We start from the raw sequence: 19,791 nt of genomic DNA on the forward strand, positions 1-19,791 counted from the left end.
GTGCCCGGGGCTACGGTTCGGCGACTCACCGGTCGGTAATGCGCCGCCGGGAAATCGGGGAGGCCAGCGGAGCGAATTCCCCCAGGGACGGGAAAGCGCTATCGGCGGTACGTGGCTTGAGGGGGGCGTAGGGGTTGCCCGGCAAATAGGCCGACCGGCAGATTGTCGACAAGGTTTGACGGTCTCTTGGGGAAGGTGTGTTCTGATATGCGAGGACCACTGCCGCGTCCAGAACTGCACTCCATCGCCGTTCACGCGGCGAGCCGATCGGGCGGTGCGCCAACTTCGGAGCCCCTGCACCTGCTGGCGGCGAACGAGAACCCGTACGATCCGCTGCCCGGTGTCCTGGATGCGGCGATCGCCGCCGCCAGGCGGTTCAACCGTTACCCCGATCTCGGCTGTGAACGGCTGATTGACGCGCTGGCGTGCAGGTTTGATCTGCCGCCCACCCGATTCGCCGCCGGCGCGGGGTCGGTGGGCGTCATCCAGTCGCTCATCCAAGCGATGGCCGCCCCGGGGGACGAAGTGATGTACGGCTGGCGGTCGTTCGAGGCCTACCCCGTCATCACCACGGCCATCTGCGGCGCGACCGCGGTCGGGGTTCCGTTGACCGACGATGGATACCACGACCTCGACGCCATGGCAGAGCGCGTCACTGAGCGGACCCGGCTGATTTTCCTCTGCACCCCCAACAACCCCACCGGTACGGCAGTGCGCCGGGATGAATTGGCGAAATTCCTCGACCGCGTTCCCGAGAACGTGCTTGTTGTATTGGATGAGGCCTACGCCGAGTACGTGTGTGACAAGGACGCGGTGGACGGTGCCACCATTTGCCGCGAGTACCCCCATGTCGCCGTGGTGCGGACCTTCTCCAAGGCATTCGGCCTGGCCGGATTGCGGATCGGGTTCGCCATCGCCCCGGAACCCGTCGCGGCGGCGCTGCGCATGACGGCGCCCTATGGGGTCAGCCAGATCGGGCAGGAGGCGGCAATCGCTTCCTTGGCCGCAACCGACGAGGTCATGAAGCGGGTTGACGTGGTCGTTGCCGAGCGGCTCCGGATGGAGAACGCCCTGATCGAGCAGGGCCGGCCGATCTCACGCTCCCAGGCGAACTTCCTCTGGCTCCCGCTCCGCGAGCGCAGTGCCGAATTCGCCGACGCCTGTGCACGTGCCGGTATCGCGGTACGGGTATTCGCCGAGGAAGGAGTCCGGGTCACTGTGGGCTCTCGGGAATCCAATGACCTCTTTCTGGCAACGGCAGCGAATATCCCGGCCGGAGCATGAGCATCAGCCCACCCCGGCCCCCCGTTATCCCGGAGCAAATGCCTGCTCGATGGGCGTCGAACCGGTCGTGGCGAGCCACACACCCGTGATTTTCTGCGCCAACACGGTACGCACCGCCTCCGCGCAGTCGCCACGGGAGAGTTCGTCGCCGACCGCGGGCACGCCGTCGGGGCGGGCCCGCACGGTCCCCAGCGGGGGATCGTCGGTCAGCATGCCCGGGCGCAGCACGCACCAGTCCAACTCCCGCTCGCGCACCACTTGTTCGGCGGCGCGCTTCTCGGCCAGGTAGGCGTCCAGCTGGTCGCCGAGGGCGGCGCGGTCCGCGGCGCCGGGCAGGTGCGCGCTCACCATCACGAACCGGTGGATGCCGCAGCCCTCGGCTGCGGCGCACAACTGCGCCGCCGGCGAGGACACCGCCGCGCCGAGCGAGCCCGGACCGGTGCCGGTGCCCGCCGCCAGCACGACGGCGTCCGCGCCGCGGAAGGCCCGAGTCAACTGCCCGTCGAGGTCGGATCCGTCGGTGTCGAGCAGGAACGGTTCGATGCCGGCGGCCCGCACGCGCTCGGCGTCGCCGTGGCGCAGGACCAGCCCGACCGTGGTGTCTCCGCCGGCCAGCAGGGAGGAGGCGAGCCGGCCGCCGAGACCGGTGGTCACCCCGAGCACGACCACCCGCATCGCGCTCACCCCTGCGCCCCGGTGCCCGCTTCGGACACCTTCCCGCGGACCGGACCGGCCACCGCCCGGGCGATGGCCATGCCCCCGCCGACCGCGCCGACGATCGTGTACGAGCCGGTCCAGTCTGCGACGAGGAAGGACAGGGCCACCGGCAGCGCGCTCAGATGGACGCGGGGGATCAGGGACAGCGGGAGCAGGGCTCGCAGCCACGGCACATCGGCGGACACCCGCAGCGGACGGAACATCGGTGGACTCCAGTCGGGACGGTCGGGGCGGTCGCGCTCGGCGCGCTCAACGCACCGAGGACACGCGGTAGATCAGCAGGCCGCTGACGAGGCTGGTGACCCCGGCCAGTGCGGACAGGACCTGGTACCCGCCCAGTTCGCCGATGACCAGGCCGGCCAGCAGCGGGCCCAGGGTCTGCGGTCCGAACAGGCCGATGTTCATGATGCCCAGGTCCCGGGCGCGGTTCTCGGCCGCCGGCAGCACCGCGGTGATGATCGCCTGGTCGACGGCCAAGTAGGCGCCGACGCCGAGGCCGAACAGCGACGCCGCCACCAGCGCGGTGTCCGTACCCGGCGCGATCGCGAGGACCGCGCAGCCCGCCGCCTGGCCGGTCGCGCCCCAGGCCACGAACGCCCGGCGCCGGCCGAGCCGGTCGGACAGCACCCCGCAGGCGTAGAGCGAAGCCAGCGTCCACCCCAGATTGACCAAGGTCAGCAGCAGCAGCTCCTGTTCGGGGTGGGCCAACCGCAGCTCGTCGGTGAGGAAGTACAGCAGGTAGCTGGTGGCCAACGCGTTGGCCAGGTTCATCAGCAGCCGGGTGCCGAAGGTCCAGGCGAACGGGGGGTTGTCCCGAACGGTGGCCACGAGTTGGCGGAGGCTGACACTGCCGTCGGACCGGGTCGTGGCGGTGTCGCGGTGCTTGAGGACGAAGGGCGCGGCCAGCACGAGCACGCCCGCCGCGAGCAGCAGGTAGCGCGGCAGGTCGCCGGTTATCGCGGTCAGGCAGAACAGGCCGAGCACCACCCCGATCGCCTGCGGTCCGAACATGGCGCTGGACACGGTGCCGCGCTGGGCCTCGGGGACCTGGTCGGCGACCAGCGCGGTGAAACCGACCATGGCTGTCGAGAAGCCGATCGAACACGCCAGCCAGGACAGGCCCACCCCGATCCAGTCGGATTGCAGGCCGGTGGCGACCAGCCCGCCCGCGAACAGCGTCGCGCCGCCGGCGACCCAGAGCCGCCGGCGGCCGAACCGGGACCGGGTCCGGTCGCACAGCGTGCCGTAGAGGGGCAGCGCGACCAGGGCGACGACGCCGCACACGGCGTTGATGACGCCGAAGTGAGCGATCCGGCCGGCCGGGTCGATCCGGGCCAGCTGGTCGGGCAGCGCGAACTGCTGCGGCACCAGGTAGGCCGTCCAGAGCCCGAGCCAGGCCAGGGAGTACCGGCCGATCCAGGCCCGGGACATGGATCTGACCGGGGTGAGCTGTTCCGTCATGACGGTTTCGTGGGTCGACTCGGCAAGGCCGCACCCCGGGCCGCCCGCAACGGCCTCACCAGGTGACCGGAAGCGCTCGGACGCCCTGGACGTCGAAGGTGTTGCGGAAGACCAGCTGGTCGAAGGGGACCGCCAGCCGCAGCTCGGGTATGCGGCGGAACAAGGTTCCGTACACCACTTCCAGCTCCATGCGCGCCAGTTGCTTCCCGATGCAGGTGTGGATGCCGGCCCCGAAGCCCAAGTGGTGTTTGGCGTCGCGCCGGATGTCCAGGGTGTCGGGATCGGTGAAGAACTTCTCGTCCCGGTTCCCCGCACTGATCAGGCAGATGACGCCGTCGCCGGCCTTGATGGTCTCGCCCGCGATCTCGATGTCCGCGGCCGCCACGCGCTTGGACGAGAACTCCGTGACGACCGTGTAGCGCAGGAGTTCCTCCACCGCCGCCGGTGCGAGGTCCGGATCGTCGATCAGCGCCGCGGCCTGCTCGGGATGCTGCAGCAGCGCCAGGATCCCGTTGGTGATCATGCTCCGGGTGGTGTCGAGTGCCGCCGCGATCAGCGTGACCGACTGGGTGAGCACGGACACTCGCGTCAGCTCGCCCTTCTGGTAGTAACCGACCAGGTGGCTGATGATGTCGTCGCCCGGTTCGTTCTCCCGGTGCGTGATCAACTCGTCGATGTACGCGAACAGTTCGTTGCGCGCCTCCATGGCGCCCTCCAGTCCGGAGTCCTCGTCGAAGAGCCGGGGAACCAGGCTGATGAGGCGCTTGTCGGCCGGGGGAACACCCAGCACCCATCCCAACGCGGTGGAGGGAACCGGCATGGCCAACGCCGTCACCAGGTCCGCCGGCCGGGGGCCCGCGAGGATGTCGTCGATGAGCCCGTTGACGAGGGACTCCACATCGCCGCGCATGTTCTGGATCTTCTTGACGAGGAATCCCTGGCCCAGCATGCGCCGCATGGCGGTGTGTTCGGGCGGGTCCATCCGGCCCACCGGCTTGACGCCGCCGGTCAGCACGACGGTCCGCTGCTGCTCACTCAGCCACGGATAGCCGGGCTGTGTGTTGTCGACGCTGATGCGGGGGTCGGTGAAGATCGCGCGGATCTCCTCATAACCGGTGATCAGCCATACTTCCTTGCCGTCCCACAGCCTCGCTTTCGCGACCGGCCGGTCCGACCGCAGACGGGCGTATTCGGGGGGCGGGTCCAAGGGGCAGCCCTTTGCCTTGGACATGGGGAAAGAGGGGAGTTCGGACGAGAGCTGCGACATCTGTGTTCAGTCTCCTAGCGTGGGAAATGAGGTGTTGTCGGTCCGGATGCAGGGGTGTTCACGCGAACTGGCTCAGGAAACGCTCGCCGTCCTGTTCGGCCGACGCGAGGTTCTTCCGGGCCCGGTCGAGGAGGTTCGCGTTGCTGAGGTCGCCGTGGTTCCCGATGTCGTTGCCCACCCACTCGCGCCGGGCGTAGATCCAGGCCTCCGCGGCCGCACGGAACTTCAGGAGGGTTCCGAGGAGGGGGAGTTCCGATCGGGGCACCGGAGACTTCGTCATATATCCCCGCAGCAGCGGGCCGACGTCCACGGACTCGTCCAGATAGCTGAGGGCCGTGGCGACATCGAAGAGGAAGGGGCCGTACATGACTTCGCCCCAGTCGAAGAGCCCCATCGAATCGGGCTTCACCCGGAACGTGTTCATGCTGGCGTCGGAATGGATGAGACCCATCGTGAGCCTGCCGGACACCGTCTCGTGCGCCTCGCGCATGGCCTGCTGGATCCACGGCTTGTCCTCGAGGAACGGAGCCGGAGCGACCATCATGACGTCCAACTGGTCAAACCTCAGGATGTCCGGCGGAGGAGGGGTGCCAACCAGTGCGGTATGGATGGCGCCCAGCGTCTCGCCGGCCCGACGCAGATGAACAGGATCGTTCTCGTCGACCCGCCCGCCATCGAGGTGGCGCAGCAATGCCCAGCACCATTCGCCGTGGTAGGCGGTCACCTCGCCCTCGACGGTCGGCAGCGGCGCGCCGGCAGGGATGCCGTGGTCCTCGACCACCAGGGCCACCTTGAGGCCGCTCGTGAATTTCGGTCCCTGGTCGGCGGGCACGCACTTGGCGACGTACATGTCCGAGTCGGAGCCGACCAGATACGTATAGGAGTGGAAGCCCAGGTCGACCGGATCGCGTTCCCAGGGCAGGACCCGCAGATCGTTCCGTCCCCACAGGGAGAGCGGTATCTCGTCGGTGAGCGGCTCGGCCGGTAGAGAGGTGTTGGCTGCCAATTTCTTGTGCTCCGTATTCGGTGAGTGCGTATGTCTGTCGGCGTCGGGCAGCCGGCCGATCACAAGGGACCCTCGATCGGTGGCCGACCACCCACCCGCCCGGGGGCGTCCGCCGGTGCGGCAAGCCGGATCGCCGCCGCGGGGCAGCCGGCCGCGGCCTCCTGCACCTTGCCGCGCAGTTCCGGGGCGGGGGAGTCGGTCAGCACAATGGCGACCCCGTCCTTCTCACGCTGGTCGAACACCTCGGGGGCGGTCAGGACACACTGCCCCGAGGTGACGCACTTCGATTCGTCGAGGTGCACACGCGCAAACGACATCTCTGTCTCCTTCTCGTCATGCGTGGCGGGCGCCGAGGGCCGGGCCTCAACTGCTGCGGTTGTGGAGGCGGAAACGGTTGATACCGGCCAGGTGGCGCACTCGCAGCGCCTCGTCCTGGACGCCGAGCCCCTCCGCGGGCGCCAGGCACAGCACCCCGACCTTGCCGGCGTGCTGATTGCGGTGTACCGCCTGCGTGGCGATGCCGACGTCGGACAACGGGTACACCGTGGACAGGGTGGGATGGATCATTCCCCTGCCGATGAGACGGTTGGCCGCCCACGCCTCCCGGTAGTTGGCGAAGTGGCTGCCGACGATGCGCTTGAGCGACATCCACAGATAGCGGTTGTCGTACTCGTGCCGAAACCCGGACGTCGAGGCGCAGGTGACCACGGTGCCGCCGCGCCGCGCCACGTACACGCTGGCGGCGAAGGTCTCCCGGCCGGGGTGCTCGAAGACGATGTCCGAGTCCTCACCCCCTGTCAGCTCCCGGATGTGGGAGCCCAGGCGCTTCCACTCCGTGGGGTCGGGCGTGGATTCGTCCTTCCAGAACCGATATCCCTCCTTCGCCCGGTCGATCACGAGCTCGGCGCCCAGGGACCGGACGAGTTCGGCCTTGTGCTCTCCGGACACGACGCACACCGGAGTCGCGCCTCCGTTGAGAGCGAGCTGCGTGGCGTACGAGCCGAGGCCGCCCGCCGCGCCCCAGACGAGAACCACGTCGCCCTGCTTCATACGCGCACCGTTGCGCGAGACGAGTTGCCGGTAGGCGGTGGAGTTGACCAGTCCGGAGGCGGCGGCCTCCTCCCACGTGAGGTGCTTCGGCATCGGCATGAGCTGGTTGGACTTGACAAGGGACAGCTCGGCGAGCCCGCCGAAGTTGGTCTCGAACCCCCAGATGCGCTGCTCCGGGTCGAGCATGGTGTCGTCGTGCCCGTCCGGGGACTGCAGGCCGACGGACAGGCAGTGCGCCACGACCCGATCGCCCGGCTTCCAGCGGTGCACGCCGGGCCCGGTACGCAGCACGATGCCCGCCAGGTCGGAACCCACCACGTGGTACGGCTGATCATGTCGGTCCGCGCCAGGATCGTCGGACCGCGCGTACCGCTGGAGGAAACCGAAGGTCGGCATCGGCTCGAAGAGGGAGGTCCACACGGTGTTGTAGTTGATGGAGCTGGCCATCACCGCGATGAGGGCTTCGCCCGGAGCGGGCTCGGGAGTCGGCACCTCGTGCACGCGGAGGGACTTCGTGGGTTCCTTGTCGGCGGTCGCCATCCCCTGGAACATCTCCGACTCGTCCCGCAGGACGACGGCACCGCGGTAGGACTGCGGAACCGGCAACGCGGCGAAGTCCGCACCGACCGCATCTTCCGACAAGGCAGCGCTGACGATCTCCCGCATGACGTTTCCTCCAAAAGTACGGTGTTTCACGGGTGTCGCTAACGGACGTGAAGTGCGAACCGGCTCAGCGCTCGTGGTTCCGCAGTCCCTTGCCCCGCTTGCGGCCCAGGTGGCCGGCGGCCACGAGCTGCTCAAGAGGGCGCGAGGGCAGGAGGCGTTGCTCCCGGAACGTGGTGTGCAGCGTGCGCAGGATGGCCACGGACACATCCAGACCGATCACGTCCAGCAGTTGGAGCGGGCCCATGGGATAGCCCTGCCCCAGGGCCATCACCGTGTCGATGTCCTCGGCGGTGACGATCGCCTCGTCGAGCAGGGCCACCGCGCTGTTCAGATAGGGGAACAGCAGCGCGTTCACGATGAACCCGCTCCGGTCCGCACAGCCCACGGGACGCTTGCCGAGCGCGGTGGCGGTCGCGTGCGCCATTCCGAGTGTCTCGGGCGAGGTCAGCGCGGTCCGCACCACTTCCACGAGTTTCATCACCGGTGCCGGATTGAAGAAGTGCATCCCGACCACGGCCTCGGGCCGACTGGTCGCCATGGCACATTCGATGACCGGCAGACTCGATGTGGACGTCGCCAGCACCGCCTGCGCCCCGCACCCGGCGTCGAGTTCCCGGAACACCGTCCGCTTGACGTCGATGTCCTCCACGACCGCCTCGACCACCAGATCGCATCCGGCGACCGCTTCCAGGCCGGACACACCGGTCAGCGACTCCATCGACGAGGTGAGCTGATCCGGTGTCAGTCTGCCCCGCTGCACCGCCCGGTTCAGCGAGTTCTCCACGGCGGCGAGCGCCTCTTTGGCGCGGACCTCGCTGCGCGCCACGAGAGTCGTCGGGTACCCGGCCCGTGCGCAGGCCTCCGCGATGCCGGTGGCCATCGTCCCCGAACCCACTACACCGATATGCCGTACGGGGCGGGCCGTCGGCAGCTCGTCGCCGGTGTCCGCGGCACCCTCGGCGTCCGGGGCGCCGTAGCTGTAGAAGCCACGCCCGGCCTTCAGCCCGAGCAGGCCGGCGGCGACCATGTGCGTCAGTACGGGGGCGGGCAGGAACCGGCGGTCACCGGTGCGCTCGTACAGGGCGTCCCGCGTGTCATGCGCGACGTCCAGCCCGATCGCGTCCAGGTGGGCCAGCGGCCCCCGCGGGAGCCCGCAGCCCAGCCTCATGGCGGTGTCGATGCCGTCGCGTGAGGCGTAGCGCTGTTCGTACATCGTCGCGGCGTCGTTGAGATAGGCCATCGTCAGGGCCCCGCCGACGAAGCCCGCGCGATCGGGCACCGACACCGGGACCTGCCCGAGGTCCCGTATCAGTGCTTGGACGTCCGTGAGCACGGACCCGTCCGTCAGGGGCGTCCCCACGACCTCCACGGCGGCCGCCCGGTCCGCCGGCCCCTGGGGGAACATGTGCAGTCCCACCGTGCGACTCGGCCGCCCCGAGCCGAAGGCGAGGTCGGTCACCGCCAGTCCGGTGGTCGTCGTCGCGAACACCGTGCCCGGGGCGCACACGTTGTTCGCGTGACGGAGCACCTCGCACTTGGTCTCCATCCGTTCGGGTACCGCTTCGATCACCAGGTCCGCCGAGATGATGTCGGCCGGGCGCGTGGTGAGGTCGACCGTGCCGGTGCCGGTGCCGGTGCCGCTGCCGCTGCCGGTGTCGGTCAGCCGGGCACCGGCCAGGTCCAGGGCGCCGGCGTCGGTGTCGAGGGCGATCACCCGGCGGCCGCTGCGGGCGACCATGCCCGCGAGCGCCGATCCGGTGGTCCCGAGACCTATCACCGCGATGGTGGAGAAGCGCTGAGCCATGCCGTTGAGTCCTTCGAGTCGTTTCCTGGGCGGCCGGTGCGGGGGAGTGCCTGCGTGCTCAGTGGCGGGCCTCGCCGCTCTGCCATCGGACGAGCGCGGTGCCGAGCGACATGCCGCCGCCGAATCCGGCCAGCAGGAGCAACTCTCCGTCGGTGAAGGCGCCTTGCCGCTGGGCCTGGTCGAGCGCCAGCGGAATGGAAGCGGCGCTGGTGTTGCCGTGTTCGGCGACCGTGAGGTGGACCCGTGCCCGGGGCAAACCGATATCGGGCAGGGCCGTGCGCAGCAGGACGTCGTTGGCCTGATGCGGGATGAAGTGATCGACGTCGGCGGACGCCACGTCGTGGGCGGCGAGCAGTGCCCGCACCGCTCGGGGCAGCTCGGCGAGCACATAGTCGCTGACCGCCCGGCCGTTCATGCGGAAGTGGTGCCGCCCTTCGGCCACGGTCTTCTCCGACGCCGGTTCGCGGCTGCCGCCGGCCGGGACGCGGATCAGATCGTGCCGCTCACCGTCACTGGCGAGGTGCGCGCCGATCAGTCCGTGGCCGGGCCGCACCGGGCCGAGGACGAAGGCTCCGGCGCCGTCACCGAAGAGGATGGCGGTGCGTCGGTCCGTGGGGTCGATGATGCGTGAGTAGACGTCCGCCCCGATCACCAGGGCGTACGGGACCGACTCGTCCGGGGCGGCGGACAGCAGCCGGGCCGCCGTCACCAGCGCGAACACGAAACCGCTGCACACCGAGTTGAGGTCGAAGGCCGCGGCGGCGCGGGCACCGATCCGCTGCTGGACCAGGCAGGCCGTGGCGGGCTGAGGATGGTCCGGGGTCGACGTCGCCACCACGATCCACTTCAGTTGCCCGGCAGTGATGCCGGCCGCGTCGAGAGCGGACCGCGCCGCTTCTGCGGCGAGGTCGGAGGTGGCTTCGTGCCCGGCCGCATAACGACGGCTGCGGATACCCGTCTTGGTCTCAATCCACTCGGCGGTCACGCCCGCCCGTTGGGCGACCACATGATTGGAGACCAATTCGGCGGGAAGATACGAGCCCGTGCCGAGAATTCCTATGGGGAATTCGGTCTGCGGCCCCATTATGCCGCCACTTCTGCACGGGAGTTGCAGCGGTGTACGAGTGAAAGAGACACGGGCCTTTACCTCCGGTTCCATGCTTGGTGTCAGACATTACGGACCGGGGTGTGGCGGGGATAACCCCTAGCTTCCCCTAGCCGCTCTTCCCTTTCCGGTACAGCTATCAGGGCCATGGCGGTAAGGGCGTAGCTTTCCCTTGGTCGTGAGCAGTGGTTCCCGCGGAAACGCTGGAAAAAAATCCGCGTCTGATGTGCAACGCGCGTGAGGGCTGTTCGTGCGCAATCCGGGGATGGCGTCTGCCGGTTCAGCGTGCGGGAACGCTCACCAGCGCACCGGCAGACTGCGGACGCCCCGGACTCTGATGCCCGGCAGCCAGTCGAGACCGGCCGGATCGATGTCGAGCGCCAGGTCGGGACAGCGGCGCAGCAGGGTCAGGATCGCGACCCGGCTCTGCATCCGCGCCAGCCCGGCACCCAGGCAGAAGTGGATGCCGTGGCCGAAGGCGACGTGGCCGTTGCGGGTGCCGGTCGTACCGCGGTGGATGTCGAACGTGTCGGGTCGCTCGAACTGCGCAGGGTCACGCCCCGCCGCCGCGATGCTGACCAGAACCGTCTCCCCGGGCGGGATCTTCGTGTCGCCGTAGCTGACGGTCTCGATGGTGAACCGCTTGGTCGACGTCTCCACCGGGCCGTCGTAGCGCAGCATCTCCTCGATGGCCTGGTCGATCAGGCCCTCCGGGTCGGTACGCAGCGCCGCCAGTTGTCCGGGGTTTGCCAGGAGTGTGCGTACCCCGTTGGTGATCAGGTTGGCCGTGGTCTCGTGGCCCGCGACGATCAGGATGAACACCATCGAGCGCAGCTCGGCGGCCGACAGGCGGTCGTTGTCCTCCGCGTTCGTCCGCAACAGCGACGAGATCAGGTCGCCGGTCGGCGTAGCGCGGCGCTTGTCCTCGATCAGGTTCTCCAGGTAGTCCGTCAGGGCCATCCCGGCCTGCGCGAAACCCCGGCTCTTCCACCAGGCTATGGTGCCTGGTTCGGCCGGCACCAGAACCCGCTCCGTCCAGCCGCGGAAGTCCGCCCGGTCGGCGAACGGGATTCCGAGCAGTTCGCAGAGCACGGTTACCGGCAGCGGGGACGCCAGCGCCGAGACCAGGTCGGCTCGCCGCCGCCCGGCCACCATCTCATCGAGGAGACCGTCGGTGATCTCCTGGACGCGCGGGCGCATCGCCTCCACCCGGCGCGCGGTGAACTCCCGCGAGATGAGCCGTCTCAGCCGCGTGTGGTCCGGCGGATCGGTGATCAGGACGTGCCGCTCGTCCTCGCTCGGCGGGTCGAGGGACTTGGCCAGACGTGGATCGGCCAGGGCCGTCCGGGCCTCGTCGTAGCCGACGATCAGCCAGAACCGGTCCCCATCGGCCAGGACGATCTCGTGCACCGGCCCGGCCTCGCGCAGCCGGGCGTAGTAGGGGTACGGGTCGGTGAAGAAACCGGGGCCGTACGCGCTCAGGTCGACGGTCACCATACGGAGGACGTCGTCTCTTCGTGCTCGGGGCGGCCGGCCGGATGTTCCAGGCCGGTCAGGTAGTCGAGGCCGGCCAGCGGCTGGTCGGTGAAGAACCGGCGCACCAGGTCGGCCCAGTCGGCATTGCGTTCCAGGAAGGACAGGTGGCAGGTCTCGCGAATGGTCGTGAACGCCGCGCCGTCGATGCCGGCGGCCATTTTCCGCGCCAGGTCGGGGGGAGCGAGATCGTCGTGCTCCCCGGTCACGCACAGGGCGGGTATCCCGGAGATCCGGCCCGGTAGCGTCGCCGGATGGTCGACCAACCGCTGGGCGACGGCGAGGTACCGCACCATTTCAGCCTCCGACGCCGTGCTCAGATGGTCGAGCAGAGCGCGCCGGACGGCCTCCCGATTGTGGACAGTCCGGGTCGGGTCCCCGTTCACGCACAGTTCCACCATCTTGCGCCCGAATTCGTCCGCCCGGCGCAGATTCAGCCAGTGTTCGAGTTCGACGGCCCCGCGACGCGCGGTGTCGCCCCACGCCGCGCCGGTGAGCATCAGCCGCGCGATCCGCTCCGGGTACTCCTGGGCGAACCGGTGCGTGGGCGCGGCGCCCAAGCTGACGCCGAGCAGGTTGATGCGGGGCAGATCCAGTTCGTCGAGCAGATGGGCCAGCGCGCCGGCGTCGAAGTCGTATCCGACGGTCCGCGGCACCGGATCGGGCGAGTACGACCCCGGCGGCTCCATGCAGATGAGGGTGGCCGAGTCGTGCCAGTACTTGTCGTAGCGGTGGTAGCTGCGGATGTTCTGGAACGCCGCGCACAAGACGACGATCGGCTCGGTGACCGGTGCCGGGCACTCAAGGATCCGGCAGGCGAATTCGTAGCCCTGGTACGTGAATTGCCTGACCTGTTCGGCCGCAAAGCTGTCGGCCATGGTTGCGTTCTCCGATCCGCCGGTGACCCGGCACGGTGAGGGAATTGCCGGCCCGCGGGCGACGTCCACGCTGACCGGCTCGACCGTTCTCCGGGCGTACGTCGGCAGGCAGACCGGCGGATGCCGGTCGGCCAGTGGAATATGGGGTGATGGGGGGCGAGGCCGGATTATGCGGTGGCTTCTTCGACGGTTTCGGCCGACGGTGCGCGCGGTTTGCGGCCGAATACGGTGAGCACCAGTGCGGCCACGACAAGCGCTGCGCCGGCGGCGACGGGCAGCGAAGGCCCGGAGAAGTCGAGCAGCACCCCGGTCAGCACCGCACTCAGCGCGCCGCCGCCCGCGGTTGCCGTCGCCATCCAGCCGAACGCCTCCGCCCTGCGGTTCTCCGGGGACGCCTCGGCGATCTGCTCGTAGGTGGCCGCCAGAGTCGGCGCGATGGCCGTCCCGCCGAGGAACAGCACCACGACGATCAGCCAGAGGGGCACCGTACCCAGAACAGGCGGGAGCAGTACGGCGAGCGCGGCCATCCCGGCGGCCATCCCGGCGACCCGCAGCGCCCGGGGCAGTCCCCGGGCAAAGGTGCTCAGCGCGAACCCGCCGGCCAGCGAGCCGGCCGTCCAACAGGCGGTCAGCACCCCGGCCAAGGCGGGACGGCCGATGTTCTGCGTCCAGGCCACCACCGACAGGTTGACGGCGAAGATCGCGGCCGTGACCAGCATCGAGATGGCGACCACCCGGACGAAGGGCCCCTCGGCCAGCAGGGACCGCTGGGCGAGCCGCTCGCCGCGCTCCGGCAACGGCTCGCCGCCCAGGCCGACGCGGCCGAGCGCGGCGGCGAAGACGAGGGCCGAGACCAGGGCCAGCAGCGCCGTGACACCGACCGCCCAGTACGGCCCGGCGACGGCGATGACCAGGGAGGCGAGCAGCGGCCCGATGGTGGTGATCACCTCCGACGCGGTCGCCTCGGCCGTGTAGAGCGCGGGGGTCAGCTCCGAGCCGACGATCTTGGGCCACACCGCCCGGCTGATCTGCGACACCGGCACGGCACTGAGCCCGGTCACCAGCGCGACGACCACGACCACCGGCCACCCGGACGCGGGCGCCCTCGCCGCGAGCGTCACGATCACGGCCAGGCCTGTCGCGTAGCCGCCGCCCGTGATCATCAGCAGCCGGCGTGTCGAGCCGCGGTCCGCCGCCCGTCCGCGCAGGGGCCCGGCCGCGGCCTGTCCCAGGGTCAGTGCGCAGGCGACCAGGCCGACGACGACGTACGACTTGTTCCAGCGCACCAGCATCAGCGACAGCGCGATCGGTAGAGCCGACACGTTGAGCCGGCCCAGCATCGACCAGAGGAACAGCTGGGGCAGACCTGGAACCCTCATCAGGTCCTTGACGCCACTCATCGGTTGAGACACGTGGAGCCCTTCCTGGAAGGTCAACGTGAGGCCCCTGACTCAACCAGCGCCGGCGACGGGCCAGAACCCCTACGAGCCCCTAGCTGAACGGTGGTTGTCGAGCCGGTCAGAGGGCGTCCAGCCAGTCGTGGACCAGGGCCGCGGTGGCGTCGGCGTTCTCCGCGACGATCGTGCAGTGGTCACCCGGGACCGTCGCGTCGGTGTGCGGCAGCGGCCAGTGCGTGCGCCACTCCCCGCTGAGCGGAGGGAGCCCGGGATCGCCGGGGATGCACTCCTCGGGGCGGATGAACAGCGTCGGCGTGGAGACCGGTTGCGGGGTCCAGCCGCGGAACATCCTGCGGTAGGTACCGAGCGCGGTGATCGTCGTGAAGTTCAGCTTGGTGAACCGCGACCGTCGCTCGTTCACCTCGTACGTCATGGCCTGGCGCAGTGCCACCGACATGCCGTCGGGGAGGTACGTGTCGAGCAGGACCAGTCCCTGGGCCGGTGCGCCGAGAGCTTCCATGCGGGCCGCGACGCAGTGCGCGAGCCAGCCGCTCGACGAGTACCCCAGCAGTGCGAAGGGCGAGCCGGCCGCGCATTGCATGGCCGATTCGGCCAGGACGTCGATGAGCACATCGACGCTCTCGGCCAGCGGTTCGCCTTTCAGGAAGCCCGGCACGGTCACCATGCTCAGATCCCGTCGGTCACGGAAGAAGCTGGCCAGCCGGACGAACTGCAGGGTCTGCTCCACCGGTGCGAACGGCGGGAAACTGATGACAGCGGGCCCTTGCCCGCCGGTGGCGAGCCGTACGAAGCGAGTGCCGTCCGGAGCCCCGGAAGCGTCGGAGAAGCGGGCACGCAGGCCCGACGCGCTGCCCAGCAGGTCTTCGACCTCCTCCATACGCCCCCGCAGCGCGACCTTGCGGTAAATGGCGGCGAAGGACTCGTCAGCCCCGGACACCACGTCCTCGTGCCCCTCACCCGTCTTCTGTGCCGTCCGGTCCCGGCCCGCGCCGTCGAGTTCGGCGGCCAGGAAGTCGCGTACGGCGGTCACCGTGGGGTGGTCGAAGACGAGCATCGCGGGCAGCGAGAGCCCGGTGGCGAGGCCCAGCTTGTTGCGCACCTGCACGGCGGAGAGCGAGTCGAAGCCGAGTTCCACCAGGGGCTGGTCCAGGGCGAGGGCGGACGGGTCCGGGTGACCGAGCACCTCGGCAAGAGTGGCGCGCACCAAGTCGTCCAGGAGGGGCCCCCGTTCGGCCGGCGACAGCCCGGCGAGCCTGCCCCGCAGGTCGTTCCGGTCCGCGGCGGAGGCGGTCGCCTCCTGCGGACGCCGCGCCCGCACCTGCGGCAGCTCCTCCAGCAACGGGCGCCGACGAGCCGCGCCGTAGCCGGTCATGAAGAGGTCCCAGTCCATGTCGGCCACTACTGCCGTGGGCTCGTCGGCGTCGAGAACCCGTTCCAGCGAGGCGATAGCCCTGGACGCGGGCATCGGTATCAAGCCGCGCCGCCGGTACTGCTGTTCGGCCTCGGGAGTGACCATGTGGGAGTCCGCCCACACTCCCCACGCGACGGACGTCGCGGCCAGCCCGCGGCTGCGGCGCATCTGGGCGAGGGCGTCGAGGTAGGCGTTGCCCGCGGCGTACCCGGCGTAGCGACCGCTGCCCCATACCCCGGAGACGGACGAGAAGAGGACGAACAGGTCGATCTCCGCATCGCCGAACACCTCGTCGAGCACTGTGGCGCCGGTGATCTTGGCGGAGTAGACGGTCCGGAACTCCTCCAGACTCATGTCCATGAGCGCGGTGTTCTGGCCGACGCCCGCGGCGTGGAAGACCGCGCGCACCGGTTCGCCCCTGGCCGCGAGTTCGGCCGCCAGGGCGGACATCCGCGCGTGGTCCGCGACGTCGGCCGCGACGACGCTTACCCGGGCGCCGGCTTTCTCCAGCTCATCGACGAGTTCGGCGGCCCCGGGCGCGTCGGGCCCGCTGCGGGAGAGCAGGACGAAGGAGCACTTGGCGCGCTCGGCGAGCCAGCGGGCCACGTGCGCGCCGAGTGATCCGGTGCCGCCGGTGATCAGCACGGTGCCGGACGGGTTCCAGGCGCGGGCCGCGGGCAGGGCGGGGGCCTGCACCAGCCGGCGCACCAGCACGCCGCTGTCCCGCAACGCCACCTGATCCTCGACCACGTCGCCCGCGAGGATGCCGGCGAGCCGGCCGGTGGCGCGCTCGCCGAGCCGGACCGGCAGGTCGAGCAGACCGCCCCAGCGGTCAGGGTGTTCGAGGCCGGCGACCAGACCGAGTCCCCAGCACGCCCCCGCGTGGGCGCTGCGCGGCGCTTCGCCGTCGCTCGTGCCCACCCCGCCCTGGGTCAGGCACCACAGCCGGGCGCCCGTCCCCGCGTCGCCGAGTGCCTGAAGGAGCGTCAGGAGCGCGTCCGGGTGCTGGATCAGGCTGACGACTCCGGCCAGCATGGGCGCGTCGGCGAGGGCATCGACCAGCGCTGCCTTCGCTTCCTCGCGGTCGGTCCCGGTCTCCACGATCACCGTGTCGGCGAGGATCCGCGTCAGGACGCGCAGCGCCGCGGCGGTCTCCCCGGTGTCGTCGCCCGACTGCACCACCACCAGCCAGGTACCCGGAACCTGTGCGACGGACCGGGGCTCGGCCACCGGCTGCCAGGCGATCCGGTAACGCCACGAGTCGAGCGTGCGCTCCCACCGGGCCTCACGGTGCCACCGGGCCAACGCCGGGAGGGCCGGGGCGAGTTCGGCCGGTGCGCCCAGGCTGGTGAGCGTCTGCTCGTCCGCCTGCTCGACGGCTGCCCAGAATCGCTCTTCCCGGCTGTTGCGGGCTGCCGGACGGGCGCCGTTCGAGTCGGTGGGGGAGGCTGTGCCGCCGAGCCAGTACGTCTGCCGCTGGAAGGGGTACGTGGGCAGCGGCACCCGCCGTCCGGTGCCCAGCAGGGCCGGCCAGTCCATCGCCACACCGTGGGCGTGTGCCCGGCCCGCGGCCTGGAGGAGGGTGAGCGCCTCTGGCTTGTCCCGGCGGGCGGTGGCCACCGCGGGGCGGTCCCCGTCCAGCAGCGGGGTCAGTGCGGCGTCCGGGCCCAGTTCGAGAAAGAGGTCGACCGTGGGCATCTTCTGGATCGCGTCGGCGAAGCGTACGGCGTGGCGGGCGTGGTCGAGCCAGTACTCCGCGGATGCGAAGGGCCGTGAGCTGTCGGCCGACGGGCTGACCGGGATGGACGGCTCGTGGAAGGTCAGTTCGCCGAGGACCGCCGCGAAGTCGTCGAGCATCGGCTCCATGAGCGGCGAGTGGAAGGCGTGGCTCACCCTCAACCGGGAGGTACGGCGGCCCTGTTCACGCCAGTAGTCCGCGATCCGCATGACGGCTGCCTCGGCACCGGAGACCACGACCGCCTCCGGGCCGTTGACCGCGGCGATCGTGGCCGCGGGCTCTCCCGAGGCGAGGAGTTCGACCTCGACGTCGCTCGCGGCGATCGCGACCATGGCCCCGCCCTCCGGCAACTGCTGCATCAACCGGCCCCGCGCCACCACCATCCGCGCCGCGTCCGACAACGACAGAACCCCCGACACACACGCGGCGGCGATCTCCCCCACGGAGTGCCCCGCGAGCACGGAGAACTCCACGCCCCACGACTGCCACAACCGCGCCATCGCCACCTCGAACGCGAACAACGCCGGCTGTGCGAACTCCGTCCGCTCCAACTGCTCCGCGGGCTCCGACCACATCACCTCCCGCAACGACCGCCCCAACAACGGATCCACCACCGCGCACACCTCGTCCAGCACCCCGGCGAACACCGGGAAATCCGCGGCCAGTTGACGTCCCATCCCGACGTGCTGAGCGCCTTGGCCGGAGAACACAGCCGCCACACGTCCGGGGCCCGAGAGCACCGGGGTCACCGACGACAGCGCGTCGAGAAGGGCTTCCCGGGTCTCGCCGACGACGACGGCGCGGTGTTCGAACACGGTCCGCGTGGTGGCCAATGACCTGGCCACGTCCGTCAGTTCGTCCGCGGGGCGGCGCAGCAGGTGTGCGCGCAGCGCCTCCGCCTGGTCCCGTACCGCCTGCTCCGACCGGCCGGAGAGCAGCAGCGGGACCGGACCTTCCGGGGCGGGTTCGTGAACCTCGGGCTCGGCTTCTACCTCTTCGAGGATGACGTGCGCGTTGGTGCCGCTGATCCCGAAGGAGGAGACCCCGGCCCGGCGCGGGCGTCCCTCGCTCGGCCACGGACGGGACTCGGCCAGCAGCCGGACGGCGCCCGCGCTCCAGTCCACCGCTGTGGTCGGGGTCGCCGCGTGCAGGGTCGGCGGCAGGGTGGTGTGCCTCATGGCCTGCACCGTCTTGATGACGCCCAGTACGCCCGACGCGGATTGGCTGTGCCCGATGTTCGACTTCAGCGAGCCCAGCCAGAGCGGCTTGTCGGGATCCCGCTCCCGGCCATAGGTCGCCAGCAGTGCTTGGGCCTCGATCGGGTCACCGAGCGTCGTGCCGGTTCCGTGCGCCTCCACGGCGTCGATGTCCCGCGGTTCCAGGCGCGCGCTCGCCAAGGCGTCGAGGATGACACGCTGTTGGGAAGGACCGTTCGGTGCGGTCAGGCCGTTGGACGCACCGTCCTGGTTGACGGCGGAGCCACGGATCAGGGCAAGGACCTGGTGGCCGTTGCGGTGGGCGTCGGAGAGCCGCTCCAGGACGAGGACGCCGGAACCCTCGGCCCAGCCGGTGCCGTCGGCGTCGTCGGAAAAGGACTTGCACCGGCCGTCGGCGGCCAGGCCGCCCTGCTTGGTGAACTCGACGAACACGCTCGGCGCCGCCATCACCGTCACACCGCCGGCCAGTGCCAGGTCGCTCTCGCCACGGCGTAGCGACTGGCAGGCGAGGTGCAGCGCCACCAGCGAGGACGAGCAGGCCGTGTCGATGGTCAGCGCTGCGCCCTCCAGGCCGAGGGTGTAGGCGATGCGCCCGGACACGAGGGAGGTGGTGACGCCGATGATGCTGTGGTCCTCGGCGTCGGTGTCCCGGTCGTCGGCGTACATGTTCCAGCCGTAGCCCTGCGTGCCGGCGCCGACATGGACCGAGGTGCGGCTGCCGCGGAGGTCGGCGGGGAGGATCCCGGCATCCTCAAGGGCCTCCCAGGTCGTTTCCAGCAGGAGCCGTTGCTGCGGGTCCATGCCGACCGCTTCACGCGGTGAGATGCCGAAGAACCTCGCGTCGAAGCCGCTCGCGTTGTAGACGAAACCGCCCTCGAGGATCCGGGTGGTGCCGGGCTGTTCGCCCAGCGGGTCGTAGATCCGCTCGGTGTCCCAGCCGCGGTCGGTGGGGAAGGCCCCGATGGCGTCCGTGCCTGTGGAGACCAGTTCCCACAGCTCGGCCGGGTTGGTCGCGCCACCGGGCAGCCGACAGCCCATCCCGACGATGGCGACCGGCTCGTTCTCCTCGGCCTCGTACGCGCTGATCCGCTTCTTGGCCTGGCGCAGCTCGGCGGTGAGTTCGGTGATGAAATGCCGCATCCGTCCGTCGGCGGACGCGCTCTCTTCTTGGGGCACGGGGGAAGCCTTTCGTGGCGGTGCCTGTTCGGGACATACGGTTGTCGGGCCGGGAGACGG

14 protein-coding genes are annotated in these 19,791 nt (G+C 70.1%); 1 reads left to right on the forward strand and 13 read right to left on the reverse strand.

Going from position 1 to position 19,791, the window contains the following annotated elements; translation table 11 throughout:
* Positions 1-207 precede the first annotated feature (207 nt).
* Positions 208-1,284: a histidinol-phosphate transaminase gene (locus FCH28_RS00985; protein WP_136737729.1), complete on the forward strand. Its 1,077-nt coding sequence runs from the start codon at positions 208-210 to the stop codon at positions 1,282-1,284.
* Positions 1,285-1,308: 24 nt separating this feature from the next.
* Here FCH28_RS00985 and FCH28_RS00990 read toward each other — a convergent pair whose 3' ends face one another.
* The 13 genes from FCH28_RS00990 to FCH28_RS01050 form a co-directional block, all read right to left on the reverse strand.
* Positions 1,309-1,959, reverse strand: coding sequence for an NAD(P)-dependent oxidoreductase (locus tag FCH28_RS00990; protein ID WP_246102359.1), 651 nt, complete (start codon positions 1,957-1,959; stop codon positions 1,309-1,311).
* A gap of 5 nt (positions 1,960-1,964) precedes the next feature.
* Positions 1,965-2,204: a hypothetical protein gene (locus FCH28_RS00995; protein WP_136737731.1), complete on the reverse strand. Its 240-nt coding sequence runs from the start codon at positions 2,202-2,204 to the stop codon at positions 1,965-1,967.
* Between the two features lie 46 nt (positions 2,205-2,250).
* The gene (locus FCH28_RS01000; RefSeq protein ID WP_136737732.1) at positions 2,251-3,462 is read right to left on the reverse strand and encodes an MFS transporter; all 1,212 of its coding nucleotides are present in this window, start codon (positions 3,460-3,462) and stop codon (positions 2,251-2,253) included.
* A 55-nt stretch (positions 3,463-3,517) separates the two neighbouring features.
* Positions 3,518-4,729, reverse strand: a complete 1,212-nt coding sequence (locus FCH28_RS01005) for a cytochrome P450 (RefSeq protein ID WP_136737733.1) — start codon at positions 4,727-4,729, stop codon at positions 3,518-3,520.
* Between the two features lie 58 nt (positions 4,730-4,787).
* The gene (locus FCH28_RS01010; protein ID WP_169314013.1) at positions 4,788-5,735 is read right to left on the reverse strand and encodes a phosphotransferase enzyme family protein; all 948 of its coding nucleotides are present in this window, start codon (positions 5,733-5,735) and stop codon (positions 4,788-4,790) included.
* 59 nt (positions 5,736-5,794) lie between these two features.
* The gene (locus FCH28_RS01015; protein ID WP_136737735.1) at positions 5,795-6,052 is read right to left on the reverse strand and encodes a ferredoxin; all 258 of its coding nucleotides are present in this window, start codon (positions 6,050-6,052) and stop codon (positions 5,795-5,797) included.
* Between the two features lie 46 nt (positions 6,053-6,098).
* Positions 6,099-7,451: a crotonyl-CoA carboxylase/reductase gene (gene ccrA, locus FCH28_RS01020; protein ID WP_136737736.1), complete on the reverse strand. Its 1,353-nt coding sequence runs from the start codon at positions 7,449-7,451 to the stop codon at positions 6,099-6,101.
* Between the two features lie 64 nt (positions 7,452-7,515).
* Positions 7,516-9,255, reverse strand: a complete 1,740-nt coding sequence (locus tag FCH28_RS01025; protein WP_136737737.1) for a 3-hydroxyacyl-CoA dehydrogenase family protein — start codon at positions 9,253-9,255, stop codon at positions 7,516-7,518.
* Positions 9,256-9,313: 58 nt separating this feature from the next.
* Complete coding sequence (locus FCH28_RS01030) at positions 9,314-10,339, reverse strand: 3-oxoacyl-ACP synthase III family protein (protein ID WP_136737738.1); 1,026 nt, start codon at positions 10,337-10,339, stop codon at positions 9,314-9,316.
* Between the two features lie 318 nt (positions 10,340-10,657).
* Entirely contained in the window at positions 10,658-11,857 is a 1,200-nt protein-coding gene (locus FCH28_RS01035; protein ID WP_136737739.1) for a cytochrome P450 family protein, read from the reverse strand.
* Positions 11,851-12,771: an alpha/beta fold hydrolase gene (locus FCH28_RS01040; protein WP_136737740.1), complete on the reverse strand. Its 921-nt coding sequence runs from the start codon at positions 12,769-12,771 to the stop codon at positions 11,851-11,853. Before FCH28_RS01040 ends, FCH28_RS01035 begins: the two co-directional genes overlap by 7 nt.
* 167 nt (positions 12,772-12,938) lie before the next feature.
* The gene (locus FCH28_RS01045) at positions 12,939-14,150 is read right to left on the reverse strand and encodes an MFS transporter (RefSeq protein ID WP_169314014.1); all 1,212 of its coding nucleotides are present in this window, start codon (positions 14,148-14,150) and stop codon (positions 12,939-12,941) included.
* Between the two features lie 139 nt (positions 14,151-14,289).
* On the reverse strand, positions 14,290-19,731 hold the full coding sequence (locus tag FCH28_RS01050; protein ID WP_342781554.1) for a type I polyketide synthase: 5,442 nt from the start codon (positions 19,729-19,731) through the stop codon (positions 14,290-14,292).
* Positions 19,732-19,791 lie beyond the last annotated feature (60 nt).

The sequence above is a fragment of the Streptomyces piniterrae genome, from assembly GCF_005048155.1.
GTDB classification, from domain to species: Bacteria; Actinomycetota; Actinomycetes; order Streptomycetales; family Streptomycetaceae; genus Streptomyces; species Streptomyces piniterrae.

Bases quoted from the DNA above. Each gene is read 5' to 3' on its own strand.
- FCH28_RS01030 (WP_136737738.1), bottom strand. From the start codon at position 10,339: ATGGGGCCGCAGACCGAATTCCCCATAGGAATTCTCGGCACGGGCTCG.
- FCH28_RS01035 (WP_136737739.1), bottom strand. From the start codon at position 11,857: ATGGTGACCGTCGACCTGAGCGCGTACGGCCCCGGTTTCTTCACCGAC.
- FCH28_RS00985 (WP_136737729.1), top strand. From the start codon at position 208: ATGCGAGGACCACTGCCGCGTCCAGAACTGCACTCCATCGCCGTTCAC.
- FCH28_RS00990 (WP_246102359.1), bottom strand. From the start codon at position 1,959: ATGCGGGTGGTCGTGCTCGGGGTGACCACCGGTCTCGGCGGCCGGCTC.
- FCH28_RS01000 (WP_136737732.1), bottom strand. From the start codon at position 3,462: ATGACGGAACAGCTCACCCCGGTCAGATCCATGTCCCGGGCCTGGATC.
- FCH28_RS01040 (WP_136737740.1), bottom strand. From the start codon at position 12,771: ATGGCCGACAGCTTTGCGGCCGAACAGGTCAGGCAATTCACGTACCAG.
- FCH28_RS00995 (WP_136737731.1), bottom strand. From the start codon at position 2,204: ATGTTCCGTCCGCTGCGGGTGTCCGCCGATGTGCCGTGGCTGCGAGCC.
- FCH28_RS01015 (WP_136737735.1), bottom strand. From the start codon at position 6,052: ATGTCGTTTGCGCGTGTGCACCTCGACGAATCGAAGTGCGTCACCTCG.
- ccrA (WP_136737736.1), bottom strand. From the start codon at position 7,451: ATGCGGGAGATCGTCAGCGCTGCCTTGTCGGAAGATGCGGTCGGTGCG.
- FCH28_RS01025 (WP_136737737.1), bottom strand. From the start codon at position 9,255: ATGGCTCAGCGCTTCTCCACCATCGCGGTGATAGGTCTCGGGACCACC.
- FCH28_RS01045 (WP_169314014.1), bottom strand. From the start codon at position 14,150: ATGAGGGTTCCAGGTCTGCCCCAGCTGTTCCTCTGGTCGATGCTGGGC.
- FCH28_RS01005 (WP_136737733.1), bottom strand. From the start codon at position 4,729: ATGTCGCAGCTCTCGTCCGAACTCCCCTCTTTCCCCATGTCCAAGGCA.